The 22306-nt window shown below is 64.2% G+C and carries 22 protein-coding genes and 1 pseudogene; 13 read left to right on the top strand and 10 right to left on the bottom strand.

From position 1 onward, the window contains the following. Nucleotides 1–311: 311 nt before the first annotated feature. Both BTO02_RS06435 and BTO02_RS06430 read left to right on the top strand, forming a co-directional pair. Nucleotides 312–1574, top strand: coding sequence for an MFS transporter (locus BTO02_RS06435; protein ID WP_083615011.1), 1263 nt, complete (start codon nucleotides 312–314; stop codon nucleotides 1572–1574). A 155-nt stretch (nucleotides 1575–1729) separates the two neighbouring features. Further along, complete coding sequence (locus tag BTO02_RS06430; RefSeq protein WP_075158645.1) at nucleotides 1730–2365, top strand: Vgb family protein; 636 nt, start codon at nucleotides 1730–1732, stop codon at nucleotides 2363–2365. Nucleotides 2366–2396: 31 nt separating this feature from the next. Here the strand turns inward: BTO02_RS06430 and BTO02_RS06425 are convergent, their stop codons facing one another. Further along, nucleotides 2397–3302, bottom strand: a complete 906-nt coding sequence (locus tag BTO02_RS06425) for a TauD/TfdA dioxygenase family protein (RefSeq protein WP_075156334.1) — start codon at nucleotides 3300–3302, stop codon at nucleotides 2397–2399. Between the two features lie 187 nt (nucleotides 3303–3489). Here BTO02_RS06425 and BTO02_RS06420 point away from each other — a divergent pair, with 187 nt between their 5' ends. The 4 genes from BTO02_RS06420 to BTO02_RS06405 all read left to right on the top strand — a co-directional run bounded on the left by BTO02_RS06420 (nucleotide 3490) and on the right by BTO02_RS06405 (nucleotide 8411). After that, the gene (locus tag BTO02_RS06420) at nucleotides 3490–4194 is read left to right on the top strand and encodes a DUF1223 domain-containing protein (protein ID WP_075156333.1); all 705 of its coding nucleotides are present in this window, start codon (nucleotides 3490–3492) and stop codon (nucleotides 4192–4194) included. 37 nt (nucleotides 4195–4231) lie between these two features. Then, nucleotides 4232–6358, top strand: coding sequence for a protein-disulfide reductase DsbD family protein (locus BTO02_RS06415; protein ID WP_075156332.1), 2127 nt, complete (start codon nucleotides 4232–4234; stop codon nucleotides 6356–6358). 218 nt (nucleotides 6359–6576) lie between these two features. Continuing rightward, the gene (locus BTO02_RS06410; RefSeq protein WP_075158644.1) at nucleotides 6577–7530 is read left to right on the top strand and encodes a histone deacetylase family protein; all 954 of its coding nucleotides are present in this window, start codon (nucleotides 6577–6579) and stop codon (nucleotides 7528–7530) included. Nucleotides 7531–7658: 128 nt separating this feature from the next. Beyond that, nucleotides 7659–8411, top strand: a complete 753-nt coding sequence (locus BTO02_RS06405; protein WP_075156331.1) for an SDR family NAD(P)-dependent oxidoreductase — start codon at nucleotides 7659–7661, stop codon at nucleotides 8409–8411. Nucleotide 8412: 1 nt separating this feature from the next. Here the strand turns inward: BTO02_RS06405 and BTO02_RS06400 are convergent, their stop codons facing one another. Beyond that, nucleotides 8413–9309 carry a LysR family transcriptional regulator gene (locus BTO02_RS06400; RefSeq protein WP_075156330.1) on the bottom strand — a complete coding sequence of 299 codons (897 nt, stop codon included), beginning with the start codon at nucleotides 9307–9309 and terminating at the stop codon, nucleotides 8413–8415. Between the two features lie 104 nt (nucleotides 9310–9413). Between BTO02_RS06400 and BTO02_RS06395 the strand changes: the two genes are divergently transcribed. Further along, the gene (locus BTO02_RS06395; RefSeq protein WP_075156329.1) at nucleotides 9414–10268 is read left to right on the top strand and encodes an NAD(P)H-dependent oxidoreductase; all 855 of its coding nucleotides are present in this window, start codon (nucleotides 9414–9416) and stop codon (nucleotides 10266–10268) included. 8 nt (nucleotides 10269–10276) lie between these two features. Here BTO02_RS06395 and BTO02_RS06390 read toward each other — a convergent pair whose 3' ends face one another. Next, nucleotides 10277–11179: a LysR substrate-binding domain-containing protein gene (locus tag BTO02_RS06390; RefSeq protein WP_075156328.1), complete on the bottom strand. Its 903-nt coding sequence runs from the start codon at nucleotides 11177–11179 to the stop codon at nucleotides 10277–10279. Between the two features lie 235 nt (nucleotides 11180–11414). Here BTO02_RS06390 and BTO02_RS06385 point away from each other — a divergent pair, with 235 nt between their 5' ends. Further along, complete coding sequence (locus BTO02_RS06385) at nucleotides 11415–11804, top strand: tautomerase family protein (protein ID WP_075156327.1); 390 nt, start codon at nucleotides 11415–11417, stop codon at nucleotides 11802–11804. 27 nt (nucleotides 11805–11831) lie between these two features. Next, the gene (locus BTO02_RS06380) at nucleotides 11832–12428 is read left to right on the top strand and encodes a DUF4865 family protein (RefSeq protein ID WP_075156326.1); all 597 of its coding nucleotides are present in this window, start codon (nucleotides 11832–11834) and stop codon (nucleotides 12426–12428) included. Nucleotides 12429–12671: 243 nt separating this feature from the next. On the opposite strand, the gene BTO02_RS06375 is transcribed toward BTO02_RS06380, so the two are convergent. From BTO02_RS06375 to BTO02_RS06365, 3 genes are all read right to left on the bottom strand, one after another. Beyond that, the gene (locus tag BTO02_RS06375; protein ID WP_332262263.1) at nucleotides 12672–12989 is read right to left on the bottom strand and encodes a MarR family winged helix-turn-helix transcriptional regulator; all 318 of its coding nucleotides are present in this window, start codon (nucleotides 12987–12989) and stop codon (nucleotides 12672–12674) included. Between the two features lie 42 nt (nucleotides 12990–13031). Beyond that, on the bottom strand, nucleotides 13032–13307 hold the full coding sequence (locus BTO02_RS06370) for a hypothetical protein (RefSeq protein ID WP_075156324.1): 276 nt from the start codon (nucleotides 13305–13307) through the stop codon (nucleotides 13032–13034). Nucleotides 13308–13434: 127 nt separating this feature from the next. After that, nucleotides 13435–14436 (bottom strand): nitrilase-related carbon-nitrogen hydrolase, encoded by a 1002-nt coding sequence (locus tag BTO02_RS06365; protein WP_075156323.1) that lies wholly within the window; start codon nucleotides 14434–14436, stop codon nucleotides 13435–13437. 89 nt (nucleotides 14437–14525) lie between these two features. On the opposite strand from BTO02_RS06365, the gene BTO02_RS06360 reads away from it, so the two are divergent. Next, nucleotides 14526–15479 carry a LysR family transcriptional regulator gene (locus tag BTO02_RS06360; protein ID WP_083615009.1) on the top strand — a complete coding sequence of 318 codons (954 nt, stop codon included), beginning with the start codon at nucleotides 14526–14528 and terminating at the stop codon, nucleotides 15477–15479. Here BTO02_RS06360 and BTO02_RS06355 read toward each other — a convergent pair. Both BTO02_RS06355 and BTO02_RS06350 read right to left on the bottom strand, forming a co-directional pair. Beyond that, the gene (locus BTO02_RS06355) at nucleotides 15415–16527 is read right to left on the bottom strand and encodes a malate/lactate/ureidoglycolate dehydrogenase (protein ID WP_075156322.1); all 1113 of its coding nucleotides are present in this window, start codon (nucleotides 16525–16527) and stop codon (nucleotides 15415–15417) included. The two genes, BTO02_RS06360 and BTO02_RS06355, sit on opposite strands and share 65 nt — an antisense overlap. Nucleotides 16528–16630: 103 nt before the next feature. Then, on the bottom strand, nucleotides 16631–17935 hold the full coding sequence (locus tag BTO02_RS06350) for an MFS transporter (RefSeq protein ID WP_075156321.1): 1305 nt from the start codon (nucleotides 17933–17935) through the stop codon (nucleotides 16631–16633). Nucleotides 17936–18187: 252 nt separating this feature from the next. Here BTO02_RS06350 and BTO02_RS06345 point away from each other — a divergent pair. After that, a pseudogene (locus BTO02_RS06345) lies at nucleotides 18188–18826 on the top strand (NAD-dependent epimerase/dehydratase family protein); the annotation flags it as partial. Between the two features lie 88 nt (nucleotides 18827–18914). Here the strand turns inward: BTO02_RS06345 and BTO02_RS06340 are convergent. Next, complete coding sequence (locus tag BTO02_RS06340; RefSeq protein WP_075156319.1) at nucleotides 18915–20024, bottom strand: porin; 1110 nt, start codon at nucleotides 20022–20024, stop codon at nucleotides 18915–18917. 382 nt (nucleotides 20025–20406) lie between these two features. Next, the gene (locus BTO02_RS34155) at nucleotides 20407–20622 is read right to left on the bottom strand and encodes a hypothetical protein (protein WP_156883764.1); all 216 of its coding nucleotides are present in this window, start codon (nucleotides 20620–20622) and stop codon (nucleotides 20407–20409) included. 26 nt (nucleotides 20623–20648) lie between these two features. Between BTO02_RS34155 and BTO02_RS06335 the strand changes: the two genes are divergently transcribed. Together BTO02_RS06335 and BTO02_RS06330 are read left to right on the top strand one after the other, a co-directional pair. Continuing rightward, nucleotides 20649–21143 (top strand): hydroxyquinol 1,2-dioxygenase, encoded by a 495-nt coding sequence (locus tag BTO02_RS06335; RefSeq protein WP_075158643.1) that lies wholly within the window; start codon nucleotides 20649–20651, stop codon nucleotides 21141–21143. 135 nt (nucleotides 21144–21278) lie between these two features. Continuing rightward, entirely contained in the window at nucleotides 21279–22280 is a 1002-nt protein-coding gene (locus BTO02_RS06330) for a hydroxyquinol 1,2-dioxygenase (RefSeq protein ID WP_075156318.1), read from the top strand. Nucleotides 22281–22306: the final 26 nt, after the last annotated feature.

Genomic DNA, 22306 nt, shown 5'->3' with positions numbered 1-22306 from the left:
TTGCCTCGGCTGATTGGCGATCCTTGCGATCTTGGGGCCGTGTCAGATGAGCTAGCCGCTCCACACACCGCTCCAGCCTGCAGAGGAAGGTGCGCGCCCCGCCATGACGGCATTCTTTGTCATCTCAAATAGAGATACTCAAAATCACATCAATTCATTTTTTAAGATACGTGTTTACACCTATCCTACGTTGGTCGTCATTGCGTCGAACGCGATGCAAGCGCGTGACAAGCACTCATTGATGTGATTAAACGGCGGATGTCGCCGCACGTTGCGAACCGTCGGAAGTCGCACACCAACATGAGGGTCCAATGGCTCTTTCCGTGAACACCATCAAGCAGGCAACCGTCGCGCAGCCCGAACCCGCCAGTTATGTCGTACGCAACCAGTCGTACTGGAAGCGCAATCTCGCCGTCTGCGTCTTCGGCTCGTTCACCACGCTGGTGAGCCTCTCCATGCTGCTGCCGTTTCTGCCGCTCTACGTCGCGCAGCTCGGCGTGAAGTCGCCGGCCGAGGTCGTCCAGTGGTCGGGCGTGGCGTTCGGCGCGACCTTTTTCGGCACCGCGATCACCGCGCCGGTCTGGGGGCGTCTCGCGGACCGCTTCGGTCGCAAACCGATGCTCGTGCGTGCCGCGATCGGCATGGCCGTCGTGATGTCGCTGATCGGCGTCGCACATAGCGTGGCCGAGCTCGTCACGCTGCGCCTCATCGCCGGGCTCGTCGGCGGCTACGCGTCCGCATCGATCGTGATGATCGGCACGCAGGCGCCGCGCGAACGCGCCGGCTGGGCGCTCGGCGTGCTATCGACGGGCGCCTTGTCCGGCAATCTGATCGGGCCGCTCGTCGGCGGCTTTCTGCCCGACCTCGTCGGCATTCGCGGCACGTTTTTCGTCGGCGGCGCAATGATCGCGGTCGCCGCCGCCGCGACGATTTTCCTCGTCCGCGAAGACTTCGATCGCCACGCCGATACGAAGCCGCGCGCGAGCGGCGCCGACGCGCACCGCCCCGCCGCGCATCGGACGATGATCGGCGTGCTGCTCGTCACCGCGATGATGGTGCTGTTCGCGAATATGTCGATCGAGCCGATCATCACCGTGTACGTCGGCCAGCTCGGCGTGCCGCACGAACATCTTGCGCGCATGGCCGGCATCATCATGGCGGCATCCGCGTTCGGCAGCATGCTGACCGCGCCGCGTCTGGGCGCGCTCGCCGATCGCATCGGCAGCTGGAACGTGATCATCGGCTGCCTCGCCGTAACCGGCCTCGTCATGCTGCCGCAGGCATTCGTCACACAATGGTGGCAACTCGCGCTGCTGCGCGGCCTGATGGGCATGACGATCGCGGGCCTGTTGCCGTCGATCGCGAAGATGGTGCGGCACCTCGTCGACGAAAGCCATTCGGGCAAGACGCTCGGCTATCTGCAATCGGCGCAATTCTCCGGCCAGGTGATCGGTCCGCTCGTCGGCGGACAGATCGGCGCGCATGTGGGCCTGCATCAGGTGTTCTTCGTCACCGGCACCCTGCTCGTGCTGTGTGCGGGACTCAATTACTGGGTGCATAAGCGGGACGTTTGAGGCGCCGCGCGCAAACCGTGCAATCGCGAATCGCCTGAGCCGCGCGCCGAATCGCGATTCACGACGGTCTTGTTACTCCCCTGCTGTGCGGCCGGGCGGCTACGATGCATGCATCGACGATCCGCGCCGGTCACACGACACAGGAGGAGCCCGCCATGAAACGATCGCCCGCCGAAGTGGTTCACGAATACGGTCCCTTCCCCGGGGTCGACAAGGTGCACGGCGTCAGCTATGACGGCAAACGCGTCTGGATCGCCGCCGGCGAAACGCTCAAGGCATTCGATCCGGCGAGCGGCAATACGCTGCGTTCGATCGATGTCGCCGCCGATGCGGGCACCGCATTCGACGGCCGTCACCTGTTCCAGATCGCGGACAGCCGCATCCAGAAGATCGATCCGCAAACGGGCCGCGTGCTCGCGACGATACCGGCGCCGGGCAACGGCGGCGATTCGGGACTCACGTGGGCCGAAGGCACGCTGTGGGTCGGCGTGTATCGCGAACGCAAGATCCATCAGATCGATCCGCAAACGGGCGCGGTTCTGCGCACGATCGAATCGAACCGCTTCGTGACAGGCGTCACATGGGTCGGCGACGAGCTATGGCACGGCACCTGGGAAGGCGACGAAAGTGAATTGCGGCATATCGATGCGCAAACGGGCGAGGTGCGCGAAAAACTCGAGATGCCGCAGGGAACCGGTGTGTCGGGCCTCGAATCGAACGGCGCCGATCTGTTTTACTGCGGAGGCGGTGCGAGCGGCAAGGTGCGGGCGGTGCGCAAACCCGGCAAGTAAGCGCCGCCCGCGGTTCAGCGCACCGGCTCGATCAGAACGGCACGTCGCCTTCGATCGTCGTTCGATACATCTTGCGACGCAGGTGATCGGGCGTGCCTGCCGCGAGATGCATCAGCGAGCGGTTGTCCCAGAACACGATATCGTGCGCGCGCCATTGATGGCGATATAAATGCTCGGCCCGCACGCTGTGCGCAAAGAGTTCGTCGAGCAGCGCACGGCTTTCGTCTTCGGGCATGCCGACGATGCGCGTCGTGAAGTGCTCGCTGACGAAAATCGCCTTGCGGCCCGTCTCCGGGTGCGTGCGCACCACCGGATGCACGACCGGCTTCACTTCGGCGATCTGTTCAGGCGTAAGGTTCGGGCGCCACGGGCTACGCGCCTGCAGTTCCGCATAGCGCGCGAGATACGTGTGCTCGGCGCGCAAGCCTTCCACCGCTTTGCGCAGATGCGCGGGCAGCGTGTCATAGGCCGCATGCATGTTCGCGAACAGCGTATCGCCGCCTTGCGCCGGCAGCTCCTGTGCATGCAGCAGCGAGCCCATGCTCGGCTTTTCCTTGTACGACAGGTCCGAATGCCAGAAGTGGCCCGCATCGCCGAGCCCGATCGGTTTGCCGTTCTCGACGATGTTCGACACGATCAGCACTTCGGGATGACCGGGCAATGCAAACTGGCGCAGCACGTGGTTTTGCAGCGGGCCGAAGCGGCGGCTGAACGCAACGTGTTCGTCGGGCGTGATGCGCTGGTCGCGGAACACGAGCACGTGATAGTCGAGATGCGCACGGTGAATGCGCGCGAAGTCGTCGCCGGAAAGCGGTTGCGAAAGATCGAGGCCGATCACTTCGGCGCCGAGCGGCGCGTCGAACGCAACGATGTCGAAGTCCTGCTGAAGCCGGGCGGATGGATTCGCAGACTCCGCGGCAAAAGCGGGAGTGGACACGAAAGAGGTTCCGTCGAAGGAAAACCGTGAATCTACGGCCGCATGTTGCTGTGCGTCAACGAAGCAAAAGGGATACGTTTATACGTCAATGTCATAAGGCGGGGCCCAAACTTTTTCACCCCACCCTGTCATTCCCACGCCCGCACGACGACCAACACATGACGCAACCTTTTCCTGGAGTCCGATCATGTACCGTCGTCTGCTTGCATCCCTTGCCCTGCTTGCCGCCTTGCCGGCCGCCGCCGCGACTTCGGCCCCCGCGCCGCGCCCCGTCGTCGTCGAACTGTTCACATCCGAAGGCTGTTCGTCGTGCCCGCCCGCCGACGCATTCCTGTCCGATCTGAGCCAGAAACGCGACGATCTGCTGCCGCTCGCATTTCATGTGACTTACTGGAACAACCTCGGCTGGAAAGACCCGTATTCACTCGACATCGCGACCGAACGGCAAGCGGCCTACGCCCACCGCTTCGGTGACGGCTCGTATACGCCCGAGATGGTCGTCGACGGCACGGTCGGGTTCGTCGGCTCCGACCGCTCGGCGGCGGAAGTGGCCTTTCGCGAGGCCAAGGACGCCGGATCGACCGCTGCGACGGTAACCGGTGTTCGCAAAGGTAACGCGATCACCGTCAGCGTCGGCAGCGGTGTCGGCAACGCACGCGTCGTGCTCGTCGGCTACGACCCGCAGCATGTGACGCCGGTCGGGCGCGGCGAAAACAGCGGCCGCACGCTGACGGAATCGAATATCGTCCGCTCCTACGAGCCGATCGGGCAATGGTCGGGCAAGGCCGCCACGTTCACGCCTGCCGCACCCACCGGGGAAAAAACCGCGGTGCTGCTCGAAGCGCCCGACGGACGTATCGTCGGCGCCGCACGCGTGTCGAACGAGCCGTAACGCAGGCCCCCGAAAGCCATCGACGAAGGAGAGAGCAATGCTTCGATTCGCCCGTATCGGCGCAGCATGCGTGCTCGCCGCGCTCGCCGGCGCGGCGCCGCTTGCCGCCCGCGCCGCAGCTACCGATTGGACCGGCGATCAGCGCGCCGCCGTGCGCATCGTCACCGCGACCGACAGCGTGCACGGCGATACGCTCGATGCGGGCGTCGAATTCCGCTATCCGGCCGGATGGCACGGCTACTGGCGCACGCCCGGCGATGCCGGCATTGCGCCCATCTTCAACTGGTCCGCTTCGCAAAACGTTGCGGGCACAACGGTCTCCTGGCCCGCGCCGTCGCGGCTCGTGATCGCCGGCCTGCAAAACAGCGTCTACACCGGCGACTTCATCCTGCCGGTAAAAATCCGGCTGGCCCATCCAGACCAACCGACACATCTTGCACTGACCATCGATTACGCGACCTGCTCGAACGTCTGCGTTCCCGAACATGCGGAACTCAGCCTGACGTTACCGGCCGGTACCGGTACCGGCGCCGCATCCGCCGAAGCAGCGGCCATTGCGGCCGCGGCACGCAGCGTGCCCGCAACGGCGGCGCAAGCGGGCATCAGCGTCGTGCGCAACGACCTCGAACCGACGAAGACCGGTGAACACCTCAGGGTCGAACTGCGCAGCGCCGGCGCCGCGTTCCAGTCGCCCGATCTGTTCGTCGAAGGCGCAGGCGCAGGTCTGCCCGCCGCACCGCGCGTGCAGCTGTCCGATCAAGGACATCGCGCACAGCTCGACGTCGATCTGCCGCGCCCGGACCCGCAGGCAACCGTTCACGCACCGCTGCAGTTGACGGTCGTCGATGGCGCGCGTGCCGCGACGTTCGCGGGGCCGTCCGCTTCGACACCGCCAGGCGGAACGCAAAACATCGCCCTGATCCTCGCGCTTGCGCTGCTTGGCGGCCTCGTGCTGAACTTCATGCCCTGCGTGCTGCCCGTGCTGTCGATCAAGGTGTTTTCGCTCGTGAAATCGGCCGGCGCCGAACGCGCGGCCGCACGGCGCGTCGCGCTCGCAACGGCATCGGGCATCGTCGTCTCGTTCCTGCTGCTCGCCGCCGCGCTCTCGGCATTGAAGCTCGCCGGCGCGACGCTCGGCTGGGGCATCCAGTTCCAGCAGCCGTGGTTTCTCGCCGGCATGGCGGTCATGACGACGCTCTTCGCGGCAAGCTTCTTCGACTGGCTGCCGATCGGTCTGCCGCAGGTATTCGCGCGATTCGGCGCAGGCAACGCGCAACGCGCGCCGCTTGTCGAAGCGTTCGTTTCCGGCATGCTGGCCACGCTGCTCGCCACGCCCTGCTCCGCACCGTTCGTCGGCACCGTCGTCGGCTTCGCGCTGGCCCGCAATCCGATCGACATCGTCGCCGTGCTGGCCGCGCTCGGCATTGGCATGGCGCTGCCGTTTATCGTCCTCGCAGTCGTGCCCGCGCTCGCCAGATGGCTGCCGCGGCCCGGCGCGTGGATGGTGCGCCTGCGCCAGGTCATGGGATTGCTGCTGCTCGGTACCTCGATCTGGCTGCTTGCCTCGTTGCTGAAGGTTGCAGGCGCAACGATCGCCGCGATTGTGGCGGTCATGCTGACGGGGCTGCTCGGCCTGCGCGGGTTCGTATCGGCCGCTCAGGGCGCACGTGCGAACCGCTGGTCGGGCATCGCGACTGCCGTGCTGGCCGTCGGCACGATCGCGCTTGCGAGCGTGCCGGTATCGATCGCGCCGGCGCGCACCGACAAGCCGGGCGAATGGCAGGCATTCGATCCGAATGCGATCGCCCCGCTCGTCGCCAGCGGTAAAACGGTATTGGTGGACGTAACCGCGAGCTGGTGCCTGACGTGCAAGGTCAATGAGCTCGCCGTGCTCGATACGGCGCCCGTGCGCAGCCGTCTCGCGAGCAACAACGTCGTGCGCATGCGCGCGGACTGGAGCCGCTATAACCCGCAGATCGCGGGCTATGTGCAAAGCTTCGGCCGTTTCGGCATTCCGCTCGATGTCGTCTACGGGCCGCGGCAGCCTCAAGGGCACCTGCTTCCCGAACTCTTGCAAACAGCGACGCTGTTCCAGGCGCTCGATGGCGCAAGCAACGACGGCGGCGGCACGCCGCGCACACGGGGAGCGACGGACGGAACCTGAGCTGACCGTGCGCGCACCATAAACAAATCCCTATAGCGTGCCAAACTTTGTTTAACTATTCTTGAACCGGCGCGCCGCCCTACACTCGTGAGATTCACGTCCGGCGGCGCGTCATACGGCACCCGGTTCGCCGGAAAGCGCCGCCCGCCTTCGCTGCAGCCCAGCGCAACTTCTTCCACGCAAAGGAGATGATGCCGGCAAGCCCGGACATCAGCCCCATGTCCCCTACCCTCATCTACACGCACGACGCCTGTCTGAACCATCAACCGGGCCCTGGTCATCCTGAATCGCCGGAGCGCCTGAAAACCGTGCTGCGCACGCTGCGTTCACCCGAGTTCGAAGCGCTCGAGTGGCGCGAAGCGCCGCTCGGCACGATCGAGCAGGTCGAGCTCGTGCACAGCCGCGACTTCGTCGATGAAGTGGCCGAGATCGCGCCGAAACAGGGCTACGTGCCGCTCGACGCCGGCGACACGGTGATGTCGCCCGGTTCGTGGGACGCGGTGATGCGCTGCGTCGGCGCCGCGTGTGCGGGCGTCGACGCCGTGCTCAACGGCGACGCGCGCAATGTGTTCTGTGCGACGCGCCCGTGCGGCCACCACGCGGAACCGTCGCGCGCGATGGGCTTTTGCATCTTCAATCAGGCGGCCATCGCAGCGGCGTATGCGTATGAAGTGCACAAGCTCGAGCGCGTCGCCGTCGTCGACTTCGACGTGCATCACGGCAACGGCACGCAGGCCGCGTTCTTCCATCGCCCCGAGCTGTTCTATGCATCGAGCCACCAGTCGCCGCTCTATCCGGGCACGGGCGCGGCCTCGGAGACCGGCGTCGCGCATAACATCGTCAACGTGCCGCTGCCGCCGGGCTGCGATTCGGCGAATTTCCGGGCGCGTATCGCCGCCGCGATGCTGCCTGCCGTGCGCGATTTCGACCCCGAACTCATCATCATTTCCGCGGGCTTCGACGCGCACCGGCTCGATCCGCTCGCCGGCCTGGGCCTCGAAGACGACGATTTCCATTGGGTCACGCGCGAACTCGTGAAAATTGCCGACGCGACCTGCGAAGGCCGCGTCGTGTCGATCCTCGAGGGCGGCTACAGCATGGAAGGCCTCGCGAACGGCACGCGCGCGCATGTGCTCGCGTTGATGGGCCACGAGGCCTACGCGCCCGCTTGATGCCGCCCGAGGTGCGCGAAGCTGCGCACCAGGCGATGCATGAGGCGATGCATCAAGCAGTGCCCGACACGGTTCGGCGATTGCGGCGATACTCATGCATTCGTCAAACACCGTCACGGGGCACCTTCATGGGATTCGATTTCAACGGTAAGCGCGTGGTCGTTGCAGGCGGGTCGCGCGGAATTGGCCGCGGTATTGCGCTTGCATTTGCGCAATCGGGCGCCGCCGTATCCGTTTGCGCGCGCAATCCCGACAGTCTGAAAGCCGTCGATGCCGAATTGCGCACGCACGGCCATCCCGTTCATACGGCGACGTGCGATCTCGCGGTCGCCGAGCAGATCAGCCGATACATCGCGGCCGCAGGTGACGCGCTCGGCGGCATCGACATCCTTATCAACAACGCGTCGGGTTTCGGCGGCGGCGACAGCGAGGCCGGCTGGGAGGCAGGCTTCAACGTCGACCTCATGGCCACCGTACGGGCCGGACACGCCGCGCTGCCGTTCCTGCGGCAATCGTCGGGCGGCGCGATCGTCAACGTGACTTCGATCGCCGCGCTTCATCCGGGCACGCGGACCACGTCGTATGCGGCGATCAAGGCGGCCGTTGCGCACTACACCGCTTCTCACGCATTGGCGCTCGCCCCCGATCGCATTCGCGTGAATGCAGTCGCGCCGGGTTCGGTCGAATTCCCGGGCGGCTCATGGGAGCAACGCAAGACCACCGATCCGAAGCTCTACGAGGGCACGTTGCGCCACATTCCATTCGGGCGCCTCGGCACACCCGACGATATCGCCCACGCGGTGCTGTTTCTCGCCAGCCCCTACGCGGGCTGGATCACGGGCCAATCGCTGGTGGTCGACGGCGGACAGCTGCTGACCTGATTCATACCGACGCCGCGATCTGCTCGCGCAACCATCGATGCGCCGGGTCGCGATGCGAGCGCTCGTGCCAGAGCATCGTCATTTCGTAGCCAGGCACGTCGATCGGCGGCGCGAACGCGCGCAGCCGATCGACGTGGCGCACGAGCCGCGACGGCAGCATCGCGACCAGATCGCTATCGGCCAGCACCGACTCCACGACCAGAAAATGCGGCACCGATAGCACGACGCGACGCTCGAGCCCGACCGCGGCGAGCGCATCGTCGGTCACGCCGCGAAAGGCGCCGCCGCCAGGCGAAACGATCACATGCTCGAGCTTGCAGAACTGCGCGAGCGTGGGCCGCCGTTTGAGCTTCGGATGGCCCGCACGGCCGACCAGCACGTATTGCTCCTTGAATAGCGGGCGCGCGCGCAATTCGGAGGGCGCGTCGTCGGTCGTGTGAAATGCAAGGTCGAGGTCGCCCTGTTCCGCCTGCTTCGCCGTGCGACCCGGAATCAGCGGCATGACCGCGAGCCGCGTGTGCGGCGCCGCGGTGCGCAGTGCATTGAGCGCGGGCAGCACGATCGTCATTTCCCCATAGTCGGCCGCACCGACACGCCAGGTCCGGTCGGCTTCGGCCGGATCGAACGGATGCTCGGGCGCGATCGCGCGCTCGAGCGCGTCGAGCGCCTGCCGCAATGGCTCGCGCAACGACAAGGCACGCGCGGTCGGCCGCATGCCGCGCGGGCCCGGCAATAACAGCGGGTCGCCGAACATCTCCCGCAGTTTCGCCAGATGAATGCTGACCGACGGCTGCGAAAAGTTCAGACGCTGCGCCGCGCGCGTGACGTTGTGCTCCGCAAGCAGCACATCGAGCGTGACAAGCAGATTGAGGTCGAGACGTCGCAGAATATTTTCCATGTATTGCTTTTCCTGATACCTGGAATTTGCACAATTCATTTCAAATATACCTGACGGAAGCCTACGCTGCCTGCATTGATCATTCACCTACGGAGATTTCCGCCATGAACGTTCTGATCGTCTATGCCCATCCTGAACCGCGCTCGCTGAACGGGTCGCTGCGCGACTTCGCGGTACAGCGTCTCGAACAGGCCGGGCACACGGTGCAGGTGTCGGACCTGTACGCGATGAACTGGAAGACCACGCTCGACGTGCACGACTTTCCGTCGCGCGATGCGAATGCGCGCTTCAATCCGGCAACCGAATCCGGCCACGCATTCGCCAACGGTCTGCAACGCGAAGACGTTGCGCGCGAGCAGGACAAGCTGCGCTGGGCCGACGCCGTGCTGCTGCAGTTTCCGCTGTGGTGGTTTTCGATGCCGGCGATCCTGAAAGGATGGTTCGAACGCATCTATGCGCATGGTTTTGCTTATGGCGTAGGCGAGCATTCGGATCGGCACTGGGGTGACCGCTATGGCGAAGGCACGTTCGCGGGCAAGCGGGCCATGCTGATCGTCACGACCGGCGGATGGGAATCGCACTACGCGCCGCGCGGCATCAACGGCCCGATCGACGATATCCTCTTTCCGATCCAGCACGGAATGCTCTATTACCCGGGCTTCGCGGTGCTGCCGCCGTTCGTCGCCTATCGCATGAGCCGGATCGACGACGCGCGGTACGCGATCGTGCGTGACGCGCTCGGCGAGCGGCTCGACACGCTCTTCACGCGCGAGCCGATTCCGTATCGTCCGCAAAATCGCGGCGCGTACGACATTCCGGCGCTGACGTTAAAGGCCGATATCGCGCCGGGTAAGGCCGGTTTTGCCGCCCATCTGGAAGAGCCGGTTGCAGCGGACCGGACCGCCGCCGATGGCGTCGCCAAACAGGTCGCGGGACACATCGCGCAACAGGTTGAATAAGCCGGCGATCAGGCCGCGTTGATCTCTTCGAGCACCGTGTCCAGCACGATTTCGGTCAGGCGGCGCACCACCGGGCTCGCTTCCCGATCCTTGCGGTGCAGCGACAGCGGAATCGGCGGCAGCACGGGCAAACCCGTTGCAAGCGGATCGAGCACGGCGAGCGAGCGCGGCATCGCGATCGTCGTGCGCACGGTGATGCCGAGCCCCGCTTCGGCAGCGGCCCAAAGGCCCGACAGGCTCGGGCTCGTAAAGACGAGCCGCCACGCAATGCCCGCCTCGTCAAGCGCGGCAATACCGGCCGCGCGAAACGAGCACGGCGGCTCAAAGGCGACGAGCGGCAGCGGATCGGCGCCGGCGCTGCCGCCGCCATCGCGGATGTTGCCCGAGTCGGGCAGCCCGACCCATGCGATCGCCAGGTTCGCGACCCACTCGGCGTACGGCGTGCCGCTGCTGTTGCCCCATGCGAGCGCCACGTCGAGATCGCCTCTGAGCGTCTTTTCGATCAGCCGCGCACTCGCGTCGACCTGCACTTCGACACGCACTTTCGGATGCGCCCTTGCAAAGCGTCCGAGCACCGACGGCAGAAACGTATCGGCAAAATCCTGCGGCAAGCCAAGACGCACCCATCCTTCGAGATCCGCACCGCGGATCGTCTCCACTGCTTCGTCGTTGAGTTCGAGCAATCGCTTCGCATAGCTGAGCAGCGATTCCCCCGCTGTCGTCAGCGCAAGGCCGCGACCCGACTTCTGCACGAGGGGCGTGCCGATCTGCTCTTCGAGCTTGTGCAATTGCGCGCTGACGGCCGATTGCGAACGTCCCAGCCGGTCCGCTGCCCGCGCGAAGCTGCCGAGTTCGAAGCCAAGCACGAAGGTGCGCAGCACATCCATATCGAGGTTGGTACGGACCGCCATAGTTCGATATTTCCGATAGGTCAGTTTGAAAGTTTGCGATTTTCGTGAACGGCGTTGTTCCGTATTCTCGATGCAAGGCGAGGCGCGCGCCGCCGCAAGCAGTCGCGGCAACCTCGCGTGCGCTTGCCGGCAGTGCGCGTCCGCCGTCGGGCATCGCCTTCATTGTATGCGCAGCAATCGATCCATTCGGTGTTTGCGTGCGCAGTCCTATTGCTGTTCGCGAACGGAGACCGGCATGCCACTCGTCCGTATTTCGTTACTGAAAGGCCGATCGCAGGCGCAGTTGGGCGCGATCGCCGACACCGTCCATCAGGCTCTCGTCGATACGTACAACGTGCATCCAGACGACCGCTTCCAGATCATCGAGCAGCGCGAGCCCGCGGAAATGATCTACGACGCGCACTATCTGGGCGTCGCGCGCAGCGACGACCTCGTGTTCATCCACATCGCGGCGGGCCGATGGCGCGATACCGCAACCAAACGGGCGCTCTATCGCGCGCTCGCCGCGCGGCTTTCGGCGAACGCCGGCATGCGGCCTGAAGATGTGCAGGTGGTGCTGTCGCCGAACCACAGGGACGACTGGTCCTTTGGCAACGGCCTTGCGTCATATGTGAAGGACGAGTAAGCCACGGCAGGACTCAAAGGAGACGCTATGTTCATCATGCAATACTCGATCACGCTACCCGCCGATTACGACATGCAGGCGATCCGCGAGCGCGTCGCGAGCAAAGGTCCCGCGTTCGATACGTTAGACGGGCTTGGCCTCAAATGCTTTCTGATTCGCGAGCGTGGCCGGTTCGGCGCGCAAAGCAACCAGTACGCACCCGTATATCTATGGCCGCGTATCGACGCGATGTGGGGCTTCCTGGCCGGCCCGGGATTTGCGGGCATCAAGCAATCGTTCGGCACGCCGCCCGTCGAAGCATGGCCGGGCCTCGCGTATGCGCGCTCGGTGCGATTGACGGATCCGCGCGCCATCGTCGCGCTCACGCGCGAAGACGAAGTGCTTCATGGCGATGCCGATCTCATCGAGCGCTCGAGGCGCGAAACCGATGCCGCGCTCGATGCCGTCGAACGCACTCCCGGTCTGCTCGCGCGCGCAGTCGGGCTCGACCCGACCAACTGGAGACTCGTTCGATTCGACTTCTGGGCGATTTCGCAACGACAGCTGCCTACGCATTCGCACCGCGCACGCAGTTACGAGGTGCTGCACGTCTCGGCTCCGGCATTTGCCGAGCTGCACGCATAGACGCCTGCATATTCGCGCGGCGCCACGCCGTACCGCTGCCTGAAAGACGACTGAAGTGCGCGGCGCCTGCAAATCCGCATCGGTTCGCAGCTTCCTCGAACCTGATGAATTAAGATTTCCCAAACGTTAGCGAGGTCTCTGATGGAAGTATCTTCCCGAGAAGATACTTCACCAAAGACGTACAGCGTTCTGCGAACGGGACACTGCGGACGGCGCCATTGCGCCGTCAACCGCCACGGACCATCAGAACGCCGACAGAATGCGCCCGAGGTAAGCGTCCGCCTCGCCGGACTCTTCGTCGCTCATGCCGATCGCCTCGCGCAATGCGCCGAGACCCTCCGCGATCCGCTCCATTCCCGCATCGGTCGCCTTGACGCCCGCCGCGGTGAGCACGATGTTCGACGCACGCAGGTCTTCAGCGTCGGCGACGCGCGCGACGAGCTTCGCCCGCTCGAGCCGATCGATGCGCTTGGTCATGGTGCCGGACGTGGCGAGCAGCGCCCGGAACAGATCGGTCGGCCGCATCGCGTACGGTGCGCCGACGCGGCGCAACGCAAGCAGTACATGCAGTTCGCCGACATCGACGGCAAACCGACTGGGAGATCACCGTAAGCGCCGCTCGTGCATGTATTGCGCCTGCTTGATGCACATGAACAGCCCCATCCGGCACAGATCGAGGTCCGGACGTTCGCGCGCCCATGCAAGCGCGGCTTCGTCGAGTTTGTCGGTCTGCACGCGTTTCTTAGGGCGGCTTCGTCTGATGCGCTGCTTCAGATCGTAGGGCGCCCCGCCATGCCCTCGCCCGACCACCACTCGCGCGAACTGCACCATGATCGCGCCGGTCCGTTGCGGCTTGCCGGCGTACGGTCTGTGCCGCACAGCGAGCTCCCCTTTTTTTCAGTTGCCCCCACAATCGCTTCGATGCGTACACAACGATCGCCATGCTAAGCCCCCCGAATTTTCAACGCTGCTCGTCGTGCGCGTCTCAGCGGAACGCGGAACGCATTCAGCGCGCACCGCCCGACGATGGCGGCTTCGTGCCTCTGCGTACAACGGCAAAGCTGATCGGGACCGCGCCACGCGCCGTCGCCTGCCCGATCTCCGGCAACGGCTCGAAATCGTCGTTGTGCGAGCCGGTTGCCGTCAGCGGACGGTACAAGGAGGGACGCCGCGCCGCGCGCCAAAGCTGCACGACGCGCGCATTCGCAAGTGCAAGGTCCAGGTTGGCCGAAGCAATGCCGTGGCAATCGATCGAATCGGCCAGCACGTCGCCGTGCGGGTCGACGATCATCGCCGCGCACTGGCCGCGGGCTTCATCGTCAGCTTCATCGCCGGACGCGTCGTCGCGGCCAGCGGCCATTGCGATAAATGTGCCGTTATCGAGTGCACGCCCGGGCAGCGCGCGGCGAAGCACTTCGACCGTGCCGCGGGGGCCTGTGCGCTCGCACCGATATGGCGCGAGCAATAACGTCGCGCCCATCAACGCAGTCACGCGCGCGTTTTCAACGAGCTCGTTATCGGTGCCGATCAGAATGCCGACGCGCACGCCCCAGTGCGTATCGAACACCGTAAAGCGGCTTCCACTGCCAAGCCGGCCGCCGTGCACATGCAGCTTACGATGACAATGACGCGTGCCGTCCGGCATGCAAACGACGTAGCTATTGAACAGGCGCCGCCCGTCGCCGCGCTCGATCCATCCGACGCCGGCCGCGACGCCGGTTCGTTCGACTGCCTGCGCGACCAGGCTGATCGATGGACCATCGAGCGGTTCGGCGACGGCGCGCAGTTCTTCAAGCCTCGGCGTCGCGACATCGGCTGCAGCGTCCGACACACGACCCGCTCTCACGCCGCTAATACACGCCTCCGGAAACACCGCGAGCGCGATGCCCGCGCGCGCGGCCTCTTCGAGCAAGGCAACGATCCGCGACACGTTATCGCGCGCTTCGCCGCGACGCGAAACAAGCGAAATAGCGGCGATCCGCAGCGTCGAACTGGAAGGCGACGTCATGATGCACTCCAACTGGGAATGCACCCATTGAACTCCCACGCTATCAATAAGTAAAATGAATATTTTTACGCCTCTGATCGCCTTTTGGAATGGAACTTCGCCTGCTCCGCGCGTTTCTCACCGTCGCTCGCATGAAGCACTTCGGCCGCGCAGCCGATTCGCTTGCGCTGAGCCAGCCCGCGCTGAGCAAGCAGATCGCTGCGCTCGAAGAAAGCGTCGGTGCGAAATTGTTCGAGCGCGGCAGGCATGGCGCCGAACTGACCGTATTCGGTGAAACCTTCCTTGCCGACGCCGAAATGCTGGTTCGCGATGCCGACGACGTGCTCGCGCGCGCACGCGAAGCGAGCGGCGGCAAGCGCGGGTTTCTGCGTGTCGGACTGGGTTTGTCGACGCTGACCATCGCACCGCGGCTGATTGCCGAGTTCCGGCAGCGGCATCCGGATATCAGCGTGACCTTGCACGATCTGTCGTCGGCGGAGCAGACGCGACGGTTGCTCGCCGGTCAACTCGAAATTGGCTTTGTGCGATTGCCCGCCGATCACGGCCTATCCGTGTTTCGCGTGATCGATGAAACGCTCGCGCTTGCCGTGCCCGAGCATGTGCGCTGGAAGCGCCTGCCGGCGAATCTGCAAACGCTGAACGAACTCGGTTTGATTGCGCTATCGCGGCGCCAGGGTCCGGGGCTCGCCGCGCAAATCGATCAGTGGTGCAGCGAGCATCATTTCGTGCCGAACATCGTTCAGCAGGCGGACGACATCCAGTCCATTCTCGCCGCGGTGGCGGCCGGTGTCGGCGCGGCGTTTCTGCCGTCGCGCACGCAATATCTGTTGCGCGATGCGCGGATCATTCCGTTGCGCGACGCCTCCGCGCGCTGGCAGATCGGCCTTGCGTGGCAAAGCGATCGCGACAATGCGGTGGTCAGGCGTTTCGTCGAATTCGCGCGCGCCGAGCTTGCGCGCGCTACACCGGGCGAAACGGTCAACGCGCCTCGTACTGCGCAATCGCGGCGTCCGTCATCCCCGCCGCGCGCGCCGCGTCGATAATCTGCGTCCAGCTCGTCAGATCGACCGGAATGCCCCGCGCGGTGCGCTCGCGGCGTACCGCATCTTCGCGTTCGCCGGGCAGCAGCACTTCGTCGACACCTTCGACGCGCCGCGTCGCTTTGAGCCAGTCGACAAACGCATCCGCCTCGGTGTCCCTGTTCGGTGCGTCGAATGCAGCCGGGTCGACGATCACCGACAACATGCAGTTGACGATTGCATGGGTCGCCACGATCGTTTCCGTTCGCGAAGTGAAGCCACCGCTGAGCGCGCCCGCGAAAATTTCGCACATTGCCGCGAGACCCGAGCCCTTGTGTCCCGCCACCGCACCGCCGAACGCGAGCAGCGCGCCATGCTGGCCTTCGCTGAACAACGCGCCCGGGTCACGCGTTGGCCGGCCGTCGACATCGATCAAGGCGCCCGCGGGCGTTTCGATGCCCTTGTTGAACGCGACGCGCACCTTGCCCGCCGCGACCGCGCTCGTCGCGAAGTCGAGCACGAGCGGCGCGCGCCCTGCGCGCGGAAACGCCGCGCAGAATGGATTCGTGCCGAAGCGGCGGTCGATGCCGCCGAATGGCGCAACGAGCGGATCGCCCGCGACATTGACGAAATGAAACGACACGAGCCCCGCGCGTGCGCATTGCTCGGCCCAATGCCCAATGCGCCCGATATGATGCGCATTGCGCAGACCGACCGCGCAGATGCCGATCTGCATCGCTCGCTCGATGCCGCGTTCCATCGCTTCGAATGCGATGACTTGTCCAAAGCCGCGGCCGCCTTCCATCGTCAGCACGGCGCCGGCGTCGCGCACGAGCTGCGCGTGCGCGTTGAGCTTCAACTCGCCTTCGCGGCATGCGCGGATATAGCGCGGAATCATGCCGACGCCATGCGAGTCGTGGCCGCAACGACTCGCTTCGACGAGATGGTCGGCCACGAGCGCGGCCTCGCGCGGCGTGCTGCCGGCGGCCTGCCAGATCGACACGACGAACGCATGCAGCGCGTCCACGCCGACGATCACTTCGGAATACGACGCGGGTTCATGTTTTGACATGGGCAACAACGCAGAGGTGAACGGGTGACGCGCAAAGCCTGCGCGATGACATAACGTGGCGTGAATGCGTATTGCTGCGCTGCTGCGCTATTCGCTTGCTGCCTTACGAATGGCGCGCGTACGTTTCCTGCTCGATCGCGTCGGCATGCTTCGTATCCAGCGGTTCCACACGGCCAACGATAAACAGGTAGTTCACCGCACCAAGCACGCAGAATACGCCGGCCACCACGAGCGGAATCGTGAACGAGCCTTTGGTCAGTTGCAGCATGATTCCCGTGAAAGTCGTCAGCGCAATGCCGGCGAGATTCGATGCGAAGTTCTGGATGCCCGCGAGCGACGCGACGTGTTGCGGTGTCGGTGCAACGTCCGCGGGCAGCGACCAGATGCTTGCCGCCGCGGCCGCGAGGCTGCCATAGGCGACGGCGAAAAGCGCGAGCATCTCGTAGATGCCCGGCACGACCGCGGTCAGCGTGATCACCGAAGAGAGCAGCATGCCGCCCACGATGCAGGTCTTGCGCGCGGCGGTTGCACTCCAGCCGCGCTTCACGAGTGCATCGGAAAGCCAGCCGCCGAACCAGCCGCCCGGAATCGACGCGATTGCAGGCAAGGTGCCGAGCGTGCCGAGCGACTTCAGCGAGAAGCCGCGCACCTCGACGAGATAGCTCGGGAACCACGTGATAAAGAAATAGATAACGAAGTTCAGGCAGAAGAAGCCGAACATCATGCCCCACACGGTGCGGTAGCGAAACAGCGTGCTCCAGCGGATCGCAGGCCCGGCAGACGAAGCGCCGGCTTGCGCGGCGTGGGTTCCGGCAGCCGGTTTGCGTCGCTCGAAAACGGCATTGGCAGCGGGCTCGCGATATAACGCAACCCAGCCGAGAATCCACACGGCGCCGAGCGCACCGGTTATCACGAACGATGCCTTCCATCCCCAGGCGGCGATGATTGCCGCAACGATCGGCAGAGATAGTGCGGAGCCCGTGCGCGAGCCGCTGTCGTAAATGCTCGTGGCAAGCGCCCGCTCGTCGCGCGCAAACCATTGGCTCACGAGTTTCGCACACGACGGGTAAGCGCCCGCCTCGCCGGCGCCGAGCATCAGGCGGCAGCCGAACATCGCGGCAAAGCCGCTTGCCACTGCCGTCGCCGCCGTAAACACCGACCACCATCCGACCGCGAGCGGCAGCGCGATGCGCGCGCCGATGCGGTCGATGAACCAGCCGAACGGCAACTGCATGACCGCATAGGTCCAGAAAAAACCGCTTAGCAAGAGTCCCATGCCGGCCGGCCCGATGCCGAGTTCCTTCATGATGTGAGGCGCTGCGACCGCGAGATTGGCGCGGTCGATATAGTTGACCGCGATTGCCAGAAAGCAGAAGAAAATCACCAGCCAGCGGGCCTTTTCCTTCATCGCGTCGTCTCCTCCTGAACCCGGCCGTCTGGCGGCCGCGTATGCGGGGCCGATCGGTCACGCGACATGCGGGCCGCATGCATCGCGCCTGAACCGTTTGCGCCTGGGGTGTATCGGCTTTGACCTTGTCCAGCGCCAAACGAAATTAAACGACCGCTGCAACGCGGTCAACCGGGTAATCCCTGGCACACCCTTGCATCGCGATACGAATTTTTGACGTGCATGACAAGTATCGCGTCGAACCGAAGGTAACGACAGGCGATCGAAGCGATCGGCAGCGTGCTCGAAGGCTCGCAAAGGCCCTTACTCGTCACGTCCGGCGTTGCGCTGCTCGCACAGGGACGCGTCGCAACCGAGGATGACGGCCCGGTGCCGGTGTCCGACGCGTATCCGCGCTCGTCCGAGGCAACGGCGATGGCGCTTGCCGCGCGCGGCGTGCTTGCGTCGGTGGTGCGGCTCGCGCCTTCGGTTCACGGCCGTGGCGATCGTGGCTTCGTTGCGCATCTGATCCGTGTGGCACGCGAGAAAGGCGTGTCCGCTTATATCGGCGACGGACTCAATCGCTGGCCCGCCGTGCATCGGCGCGATGCGGCGCGCGCGTTCCGGCTCGCGCTAGAGCGGCGCGCAGCCGCCGCGAAATATCACGCGATCGACGAACCGGGCATTGCGTTCAGGGAGATCGCGCAAGCGATCGGACGCGGCGTCGGTGTGCCGGTCGTCGCACTGGCGCCTGAAGCAGCCGCTGCGCATTTCGGCTGGTTCGCGTGCTTCGCCATGATCGATGCGGCCGCGTCGAGCCAGCGCACGCGTGAGGTACTCGGCTGGCAGCCCACGCAGCCGGGTCTGCTCGACGATATCGATGCGGCGGGATACTTCGAATCAGCCGCTTAGCCGTTCGACTGTCGTCGTTCGATCGTATGCAAGGCCGCGGGATATCCACGGCCTCGCTTGCGATTGGCCACGACGCCGCAAACCGCACTCAGAACGAATGCTGGATGCCGGCGTACACGCCCGACTGGCTATGTCCGACGAGCGGGTTATCCGTTGCGACCGTATTGCCCGCATTGTTCGCGTTCAGGCCGAAGTTCGCCGTGCTGCTGTTCTGCACCGTCGCGACCTGGAAGTCGAGCAGGGTCCGCTTCGACAGGTTGTAGCTGCCACCGACCGAATAAAGCGTCGCGTTGCCTGCGCCCTTGTTCGCGTTCACGTGATACACGGCTGCGATGAGCGCAGCCGCCGGCGAGATCTGCCACGTCACGCCGCCCCATTCGTGATCGAGCGTGGTCGGCGATACGCCCGCGGTGGCCGGCGCACCGGAGGTACGGATTGCCTGATACGCGCCTTGAATCTTGAACGGCCCAAAGAACAGGTTGACCGCCGCCGTGTACTCGCGCGACGCAGTGAACGGATCGTCGAGCAGACCGTTTTGCGCATCGCGAATCTCGTCGTAGATGCCGCGCACCTGCACATGAGCCGTCGTATAGGTCAGCTGCAGCCCCGCCCAGCGGCCTTGCGGCGTCGTACCGTTGCCGTTGAAGTTCGTCGCATTCGAGAGCGCGTACTGTCCGAATGCGTCGAAGCCCGAGAACTTCGGCGTCTGGAACGAGATCGTGTTGCTCGAATGCAGCCAGTTGCGGCCACGCACGAGCGACGCCGACGACCAGTTCGACTGCCCGAACGGATCGAAGTCCCATACCCCGTTCGAGATAAACAGCTCGCGGCCGAGCAGCAGCGTACCGAAGCGCTCGCTTGCAATACCGACCGTTGCGTAGCGATCGAAGAGGCCGTCGGTGCTGCCCGCGCCGGTCGTCGTGCTGAACGCGCCTTCGAGGTGAAACACCGCGGCATAACCATTGCCCAAGTCTTCTGAGCCCTTCAAGCCCCACAGGCTCGTGCCCCAGTCGCCGCTCTCGGCGCGAAACCGCGACGACTCGCGGTTAGCGGCACCGTTGGGACCTGAGCCGGCCGGCACGCCGTTCATATACTCGATGCCGGAGTCGATCCGGCCATACAACGTGACGGAAGACTGCGCGTGAGCAGCCGATGCGAGAAGCAAAGCGAGAACGCCGAATGCCGCGTTCTTTTTCATGGTTGTCTCCTGAACGCGAAGGCTGATGGATCGTTTCGAGTCCAATGCCATCGCATAAATGCGACCTTGAGAGTGGTCAGCTCCTTTAACTATATGGATTACAAGTTATTTGTAACCTTCGATTCACATATTGGTATTTTCGTGCAATGCGAAATCACGGATCGATTAATCGGGCTTCGATTAAAAACAAGTGGGAATTCTACACATTTTCCGACGCGATGCGAGATGAATTACATGATTTCAGGAAACGTGTCAGACAAGCGAACGGGGAGCTTTGAACGCGCGCGACGACAGGCGGGCGGGGGCCACGGACGAGACACATGACGGTTTGATTCAGTTATTCGCACACCGGAAACGAATGCCGCAAATATAGGAAAACAGATTATTCCAATGCAAAGGAATACCAAAAAAATGCAATTTCCTGCAACACACGAATAAGCAATCGACCAACCTCCGTTATGGGTGATTCATTAAATGGCAGATTGTTATTTCTTCCTGATTCTTCGCCATTCACTCGACAGGCGCCGGCTTCGTTTCCAGTGCCGCCTGTTCCGACACGTATGCCGTCCGCAAAAAACGTTTGGTCAAATGCGCGCATCACCGAATTTCCTGGAGAGCGAATCGATGCAACAACGGACGTGGTTAGCCAGTCTCGACAATTATCAAAAAGGAACGATCGAAACCGTCAACGGCAGCGCGGCGCACTTTGCGATGTCCAATGTCTTCGAAGTCGCGAGCGGCGCGCTTCCGTACGAAAAGGTCGTCGTCGGCCGCAACCTCGACTACGTGATCGAGGTGCTCAGAGCGCATCGCACATCCGCATGGTTCGCCGCAGCACATGACGAGTTCGCGATCGTGCTCGACGGCACGGTCGACGTACAGTTCGTCAAAGCGGTCAAAGCGCCGCTCGTCGAACCGTCTACGCAGGGCAGCGTGCGTTTCGATGACGAACCGCAAGGGCAATCGATGGGCTACGTGCGCCTGCGGCGCGGACATCAGGCGTTGCTGCCAGCCGGCGCGGCCTATCGCTTCGTCGCCGCGAACGACGGCGTGCTGCTACTGCAGACGATGCTCGGACAGCACTCGGTGCAGAAGTGGGCCGAGATCTGCATCCGATAACCGCGTGAACGTACCGCCCCAGATCAACGCGGCGAATCAACGCGGCAGACAAGCGCAGCGGCCCGCTCAAACAGCGCTTGCTACGCCCGATATAGCGCCCACCCGCGCAATACAGCACCTTTTCCGGAGCTCACGATGAGCAACAACCCCGCTTTGCCCAATGTCGATGTCGTTTCGAGCGAGCCCGACCCGTCCACCGGCTATCGCACATTCACGCTCGGCGATTTCGAGTTCAGCCGCGACGCGTACTTCGCCACGATCGGGTGGCACGCGAACGGTGCGCGCCGTACCCATCAGATGCGCGTCGACGACTTTTTGCGCGCGATGATGCGCGACGTCGCGTGGGACTTTTTCTACGGCTGGGTCAATTTCGACGACGTGATCGGCACGCGCAACCACTACGGCAGCGTCGACCTGTTTGCGGGCGCGTACAACGCGAGCTATCGGACCGCGCGCATCGACCACACGCAGCGCTTCGGCACGCCGCAGATCCTCGCCACCTTCAAGGCCATCCTGCGCGATTGGGTCAACGAAGGCTTCGACCCATTTGCCGCGCCAGAGGAAACAGGCTCCGCGTTCGGCACGAAGCGCGGCGACAACCTCGCAGCCATCGAGCGCCGGCGGATCGGCACGACGCGCATGCCGGGCATGCCCGGCGATTCGCCGCTGCGCGACGCCTTGCCGATCAATCGCCAGTTCGCCGATATTGCGCAGGACGAACCGGAAATTCACGCGCAGCCCGGCTTCGAAGGGCAACTGCATGCCTTCAATCTGTTCAGGTATCTTTCGCGCTCCGATGTCACATGGAATCCGTCGGTGACATCGGTGTGCGGGCATAGCCTTTTTTGCCCGACCACCGAGGAATTCATGCTGCCGGTCTTCCACGGCAACGACCGCGTCGAATGGTTCCTGCAGCTATCGGATCAGATTGTCTGGGACATCGCCGACAAGAATACCGGTGAGCCGCGCGCCCGCATCACGATGAACCCGGGCGACATTGCCGCCATGCCGGCCGATATTCGCCACAAGGGCTATTCGCCGAAGCGCTCGATGCTGCTCGTGTGGGAGAACGTCACGCCCGGCTTGCACGAGCGCTACGAATGCGGCGAACTGCCGCCGCATCCGATCCGGTTTTGACTTTCGCGCGAGCCGGCAGGCAACCG

Source organism: Paraburkholderia sp. SOS3 (genome assembly GCF_001922345.1).
Lineage (GTDB): Bacteria > Pseudomonadota > Gammaproteobacteria > Burkholderiales > Burkholderiaceae > Paraburkholderia.
The sequence above is the reverse complement of the archived record's forward strand: the minus strand, read 5'-3'. Positions and strand labels throughout refer to the sequence as shown.

Coding starts and splice junctions, on each gene's coding strand:
- BTO02_RS06435 (WP_083615011.1), top strand. CDS start 312: ATGGCTCTTTCCGTGAACACCATCAAGCAGGCAACCGTCGCGCAGCCC.
- BTO02_RS06430 (WP_075158645.1), top strand. CDS start 1,730: ATGAAACGATCGCCCGCCGAAGTGGTTCACGAATACGGTCCCTTCCCC.
- BTO02_RS06420 (WP_075156333.1), top strand. CDS start 3,490: ATGTACCGTCGTCTGCTTGCATCCCTTGCCCTGCTTGCCGCCTTGCCG.
- BTO02_RS06415 (WP_075156332.1), top strand. CDS start 4,232: ATGCTTCGATTCGCCCGTATCGGCGCAGCATGCGTGCTCGCCGCGCTC.
- BTO02_RS06410 (WP_075158644.1), top strand. CDS start 6,577: ATGTCCCCTACCCTCATCTACACGCACGACGCCTGTCTGAACCATCAA.
- BTO02_RS06405 (WP_075156331.1), top strand. CDS start 7,659: ATGGGATTCGATTTCAACGGTAAGCGCGTGGTCGTTGCAGGCGGGTCG.
- BTO02_RS06400 (WP_075156330.1), bottom strand. CDS start 9,309: ATGGAAAATATTCTGCGACGTCTCGACCTCAATCTGCTTGTCACGCTC.
- BTO02_RS06395 (WP_075156329.1), top strand. CDS start 9,414: ATGAACGTTCTGATCGTCTATGCCCATCCTGAACCGCGCTCGCTGAAC.
- BTO02_RS06390 (WP_075156328.1), bottom strand. CDS start 11,179: ATGGCGGTCCGTACCAACCTCGATATGGATGTGCTGCGCACCTTCGTG.
- BTO02_RS06385 (WP_075156327.1), top strand. CDS start 11,415: ATGCCACTCGTCCGTATTTCGTTACTGAAAGGCCGATCGCAGGCGCAG.
- BTO02_RS06380 (WP_075156326.1), top strand. CDS start 11,832: ATGTTCATCATGCAATACTCGATCACGCTACCCGCCGATTACGACATG.
- BTO02_RS06365 (WP_075156323.1), bottom strand. CDS start 14,436: ATGACGTCGCCTTCCAGTTCGACGCTGCGGATCGCCGCTATTTCGCTT.
- BTO02_RS06360 (WP_083615009.1), top strand. CDS start 14,526: ATGGAACTTCGCCTGCTCCGCGCGTTTCTCACCGTCGCTCGCATGAAG.
- BTO02_RS06355 (WP_075156322.1), bottom strand. CDS start 16,527: ATGTCAAAACATGAACCCGCGTCGTATTCCGAAGTGATCGTCGGCGTG.
- BTO02_RS06350 (WP_075156321.1), bottom strand. CDS start 17,935: ATGAAGGAAAAGGCCCGCTGGCTGGTGATTTTCTTCTGCTTTCTGGCA.
- BTO02_RS06340 (WP_075156319.1), bottom strand. CDS start 20,024: ATGAAAAAGAACGCGGCATTCGGCGTTCTCGCTTTGCTTCTCGCATCG.
- BTO02_RS34155 (WP_156883764.1), bottom strand. CDS start 20,622: ATGCGCGCATTTGACCAAACGTTTTTTGCGGACGGCATACGTGTCGGA.
- BTO02_RS06335 (WP_075158643.1), top strand. CDS start 20,649: ATGCAACAACGGACGTGGTTAGCCAGTCTCGACAATTATCAAAAAGGA.
- BTO02_RS06330 (WP_075156318.1), top strand. CDS start 21,279: ATGAGCAACAACCCCGCTTTGCCCAATGTCGATGTCGTTTCGAGCGAG.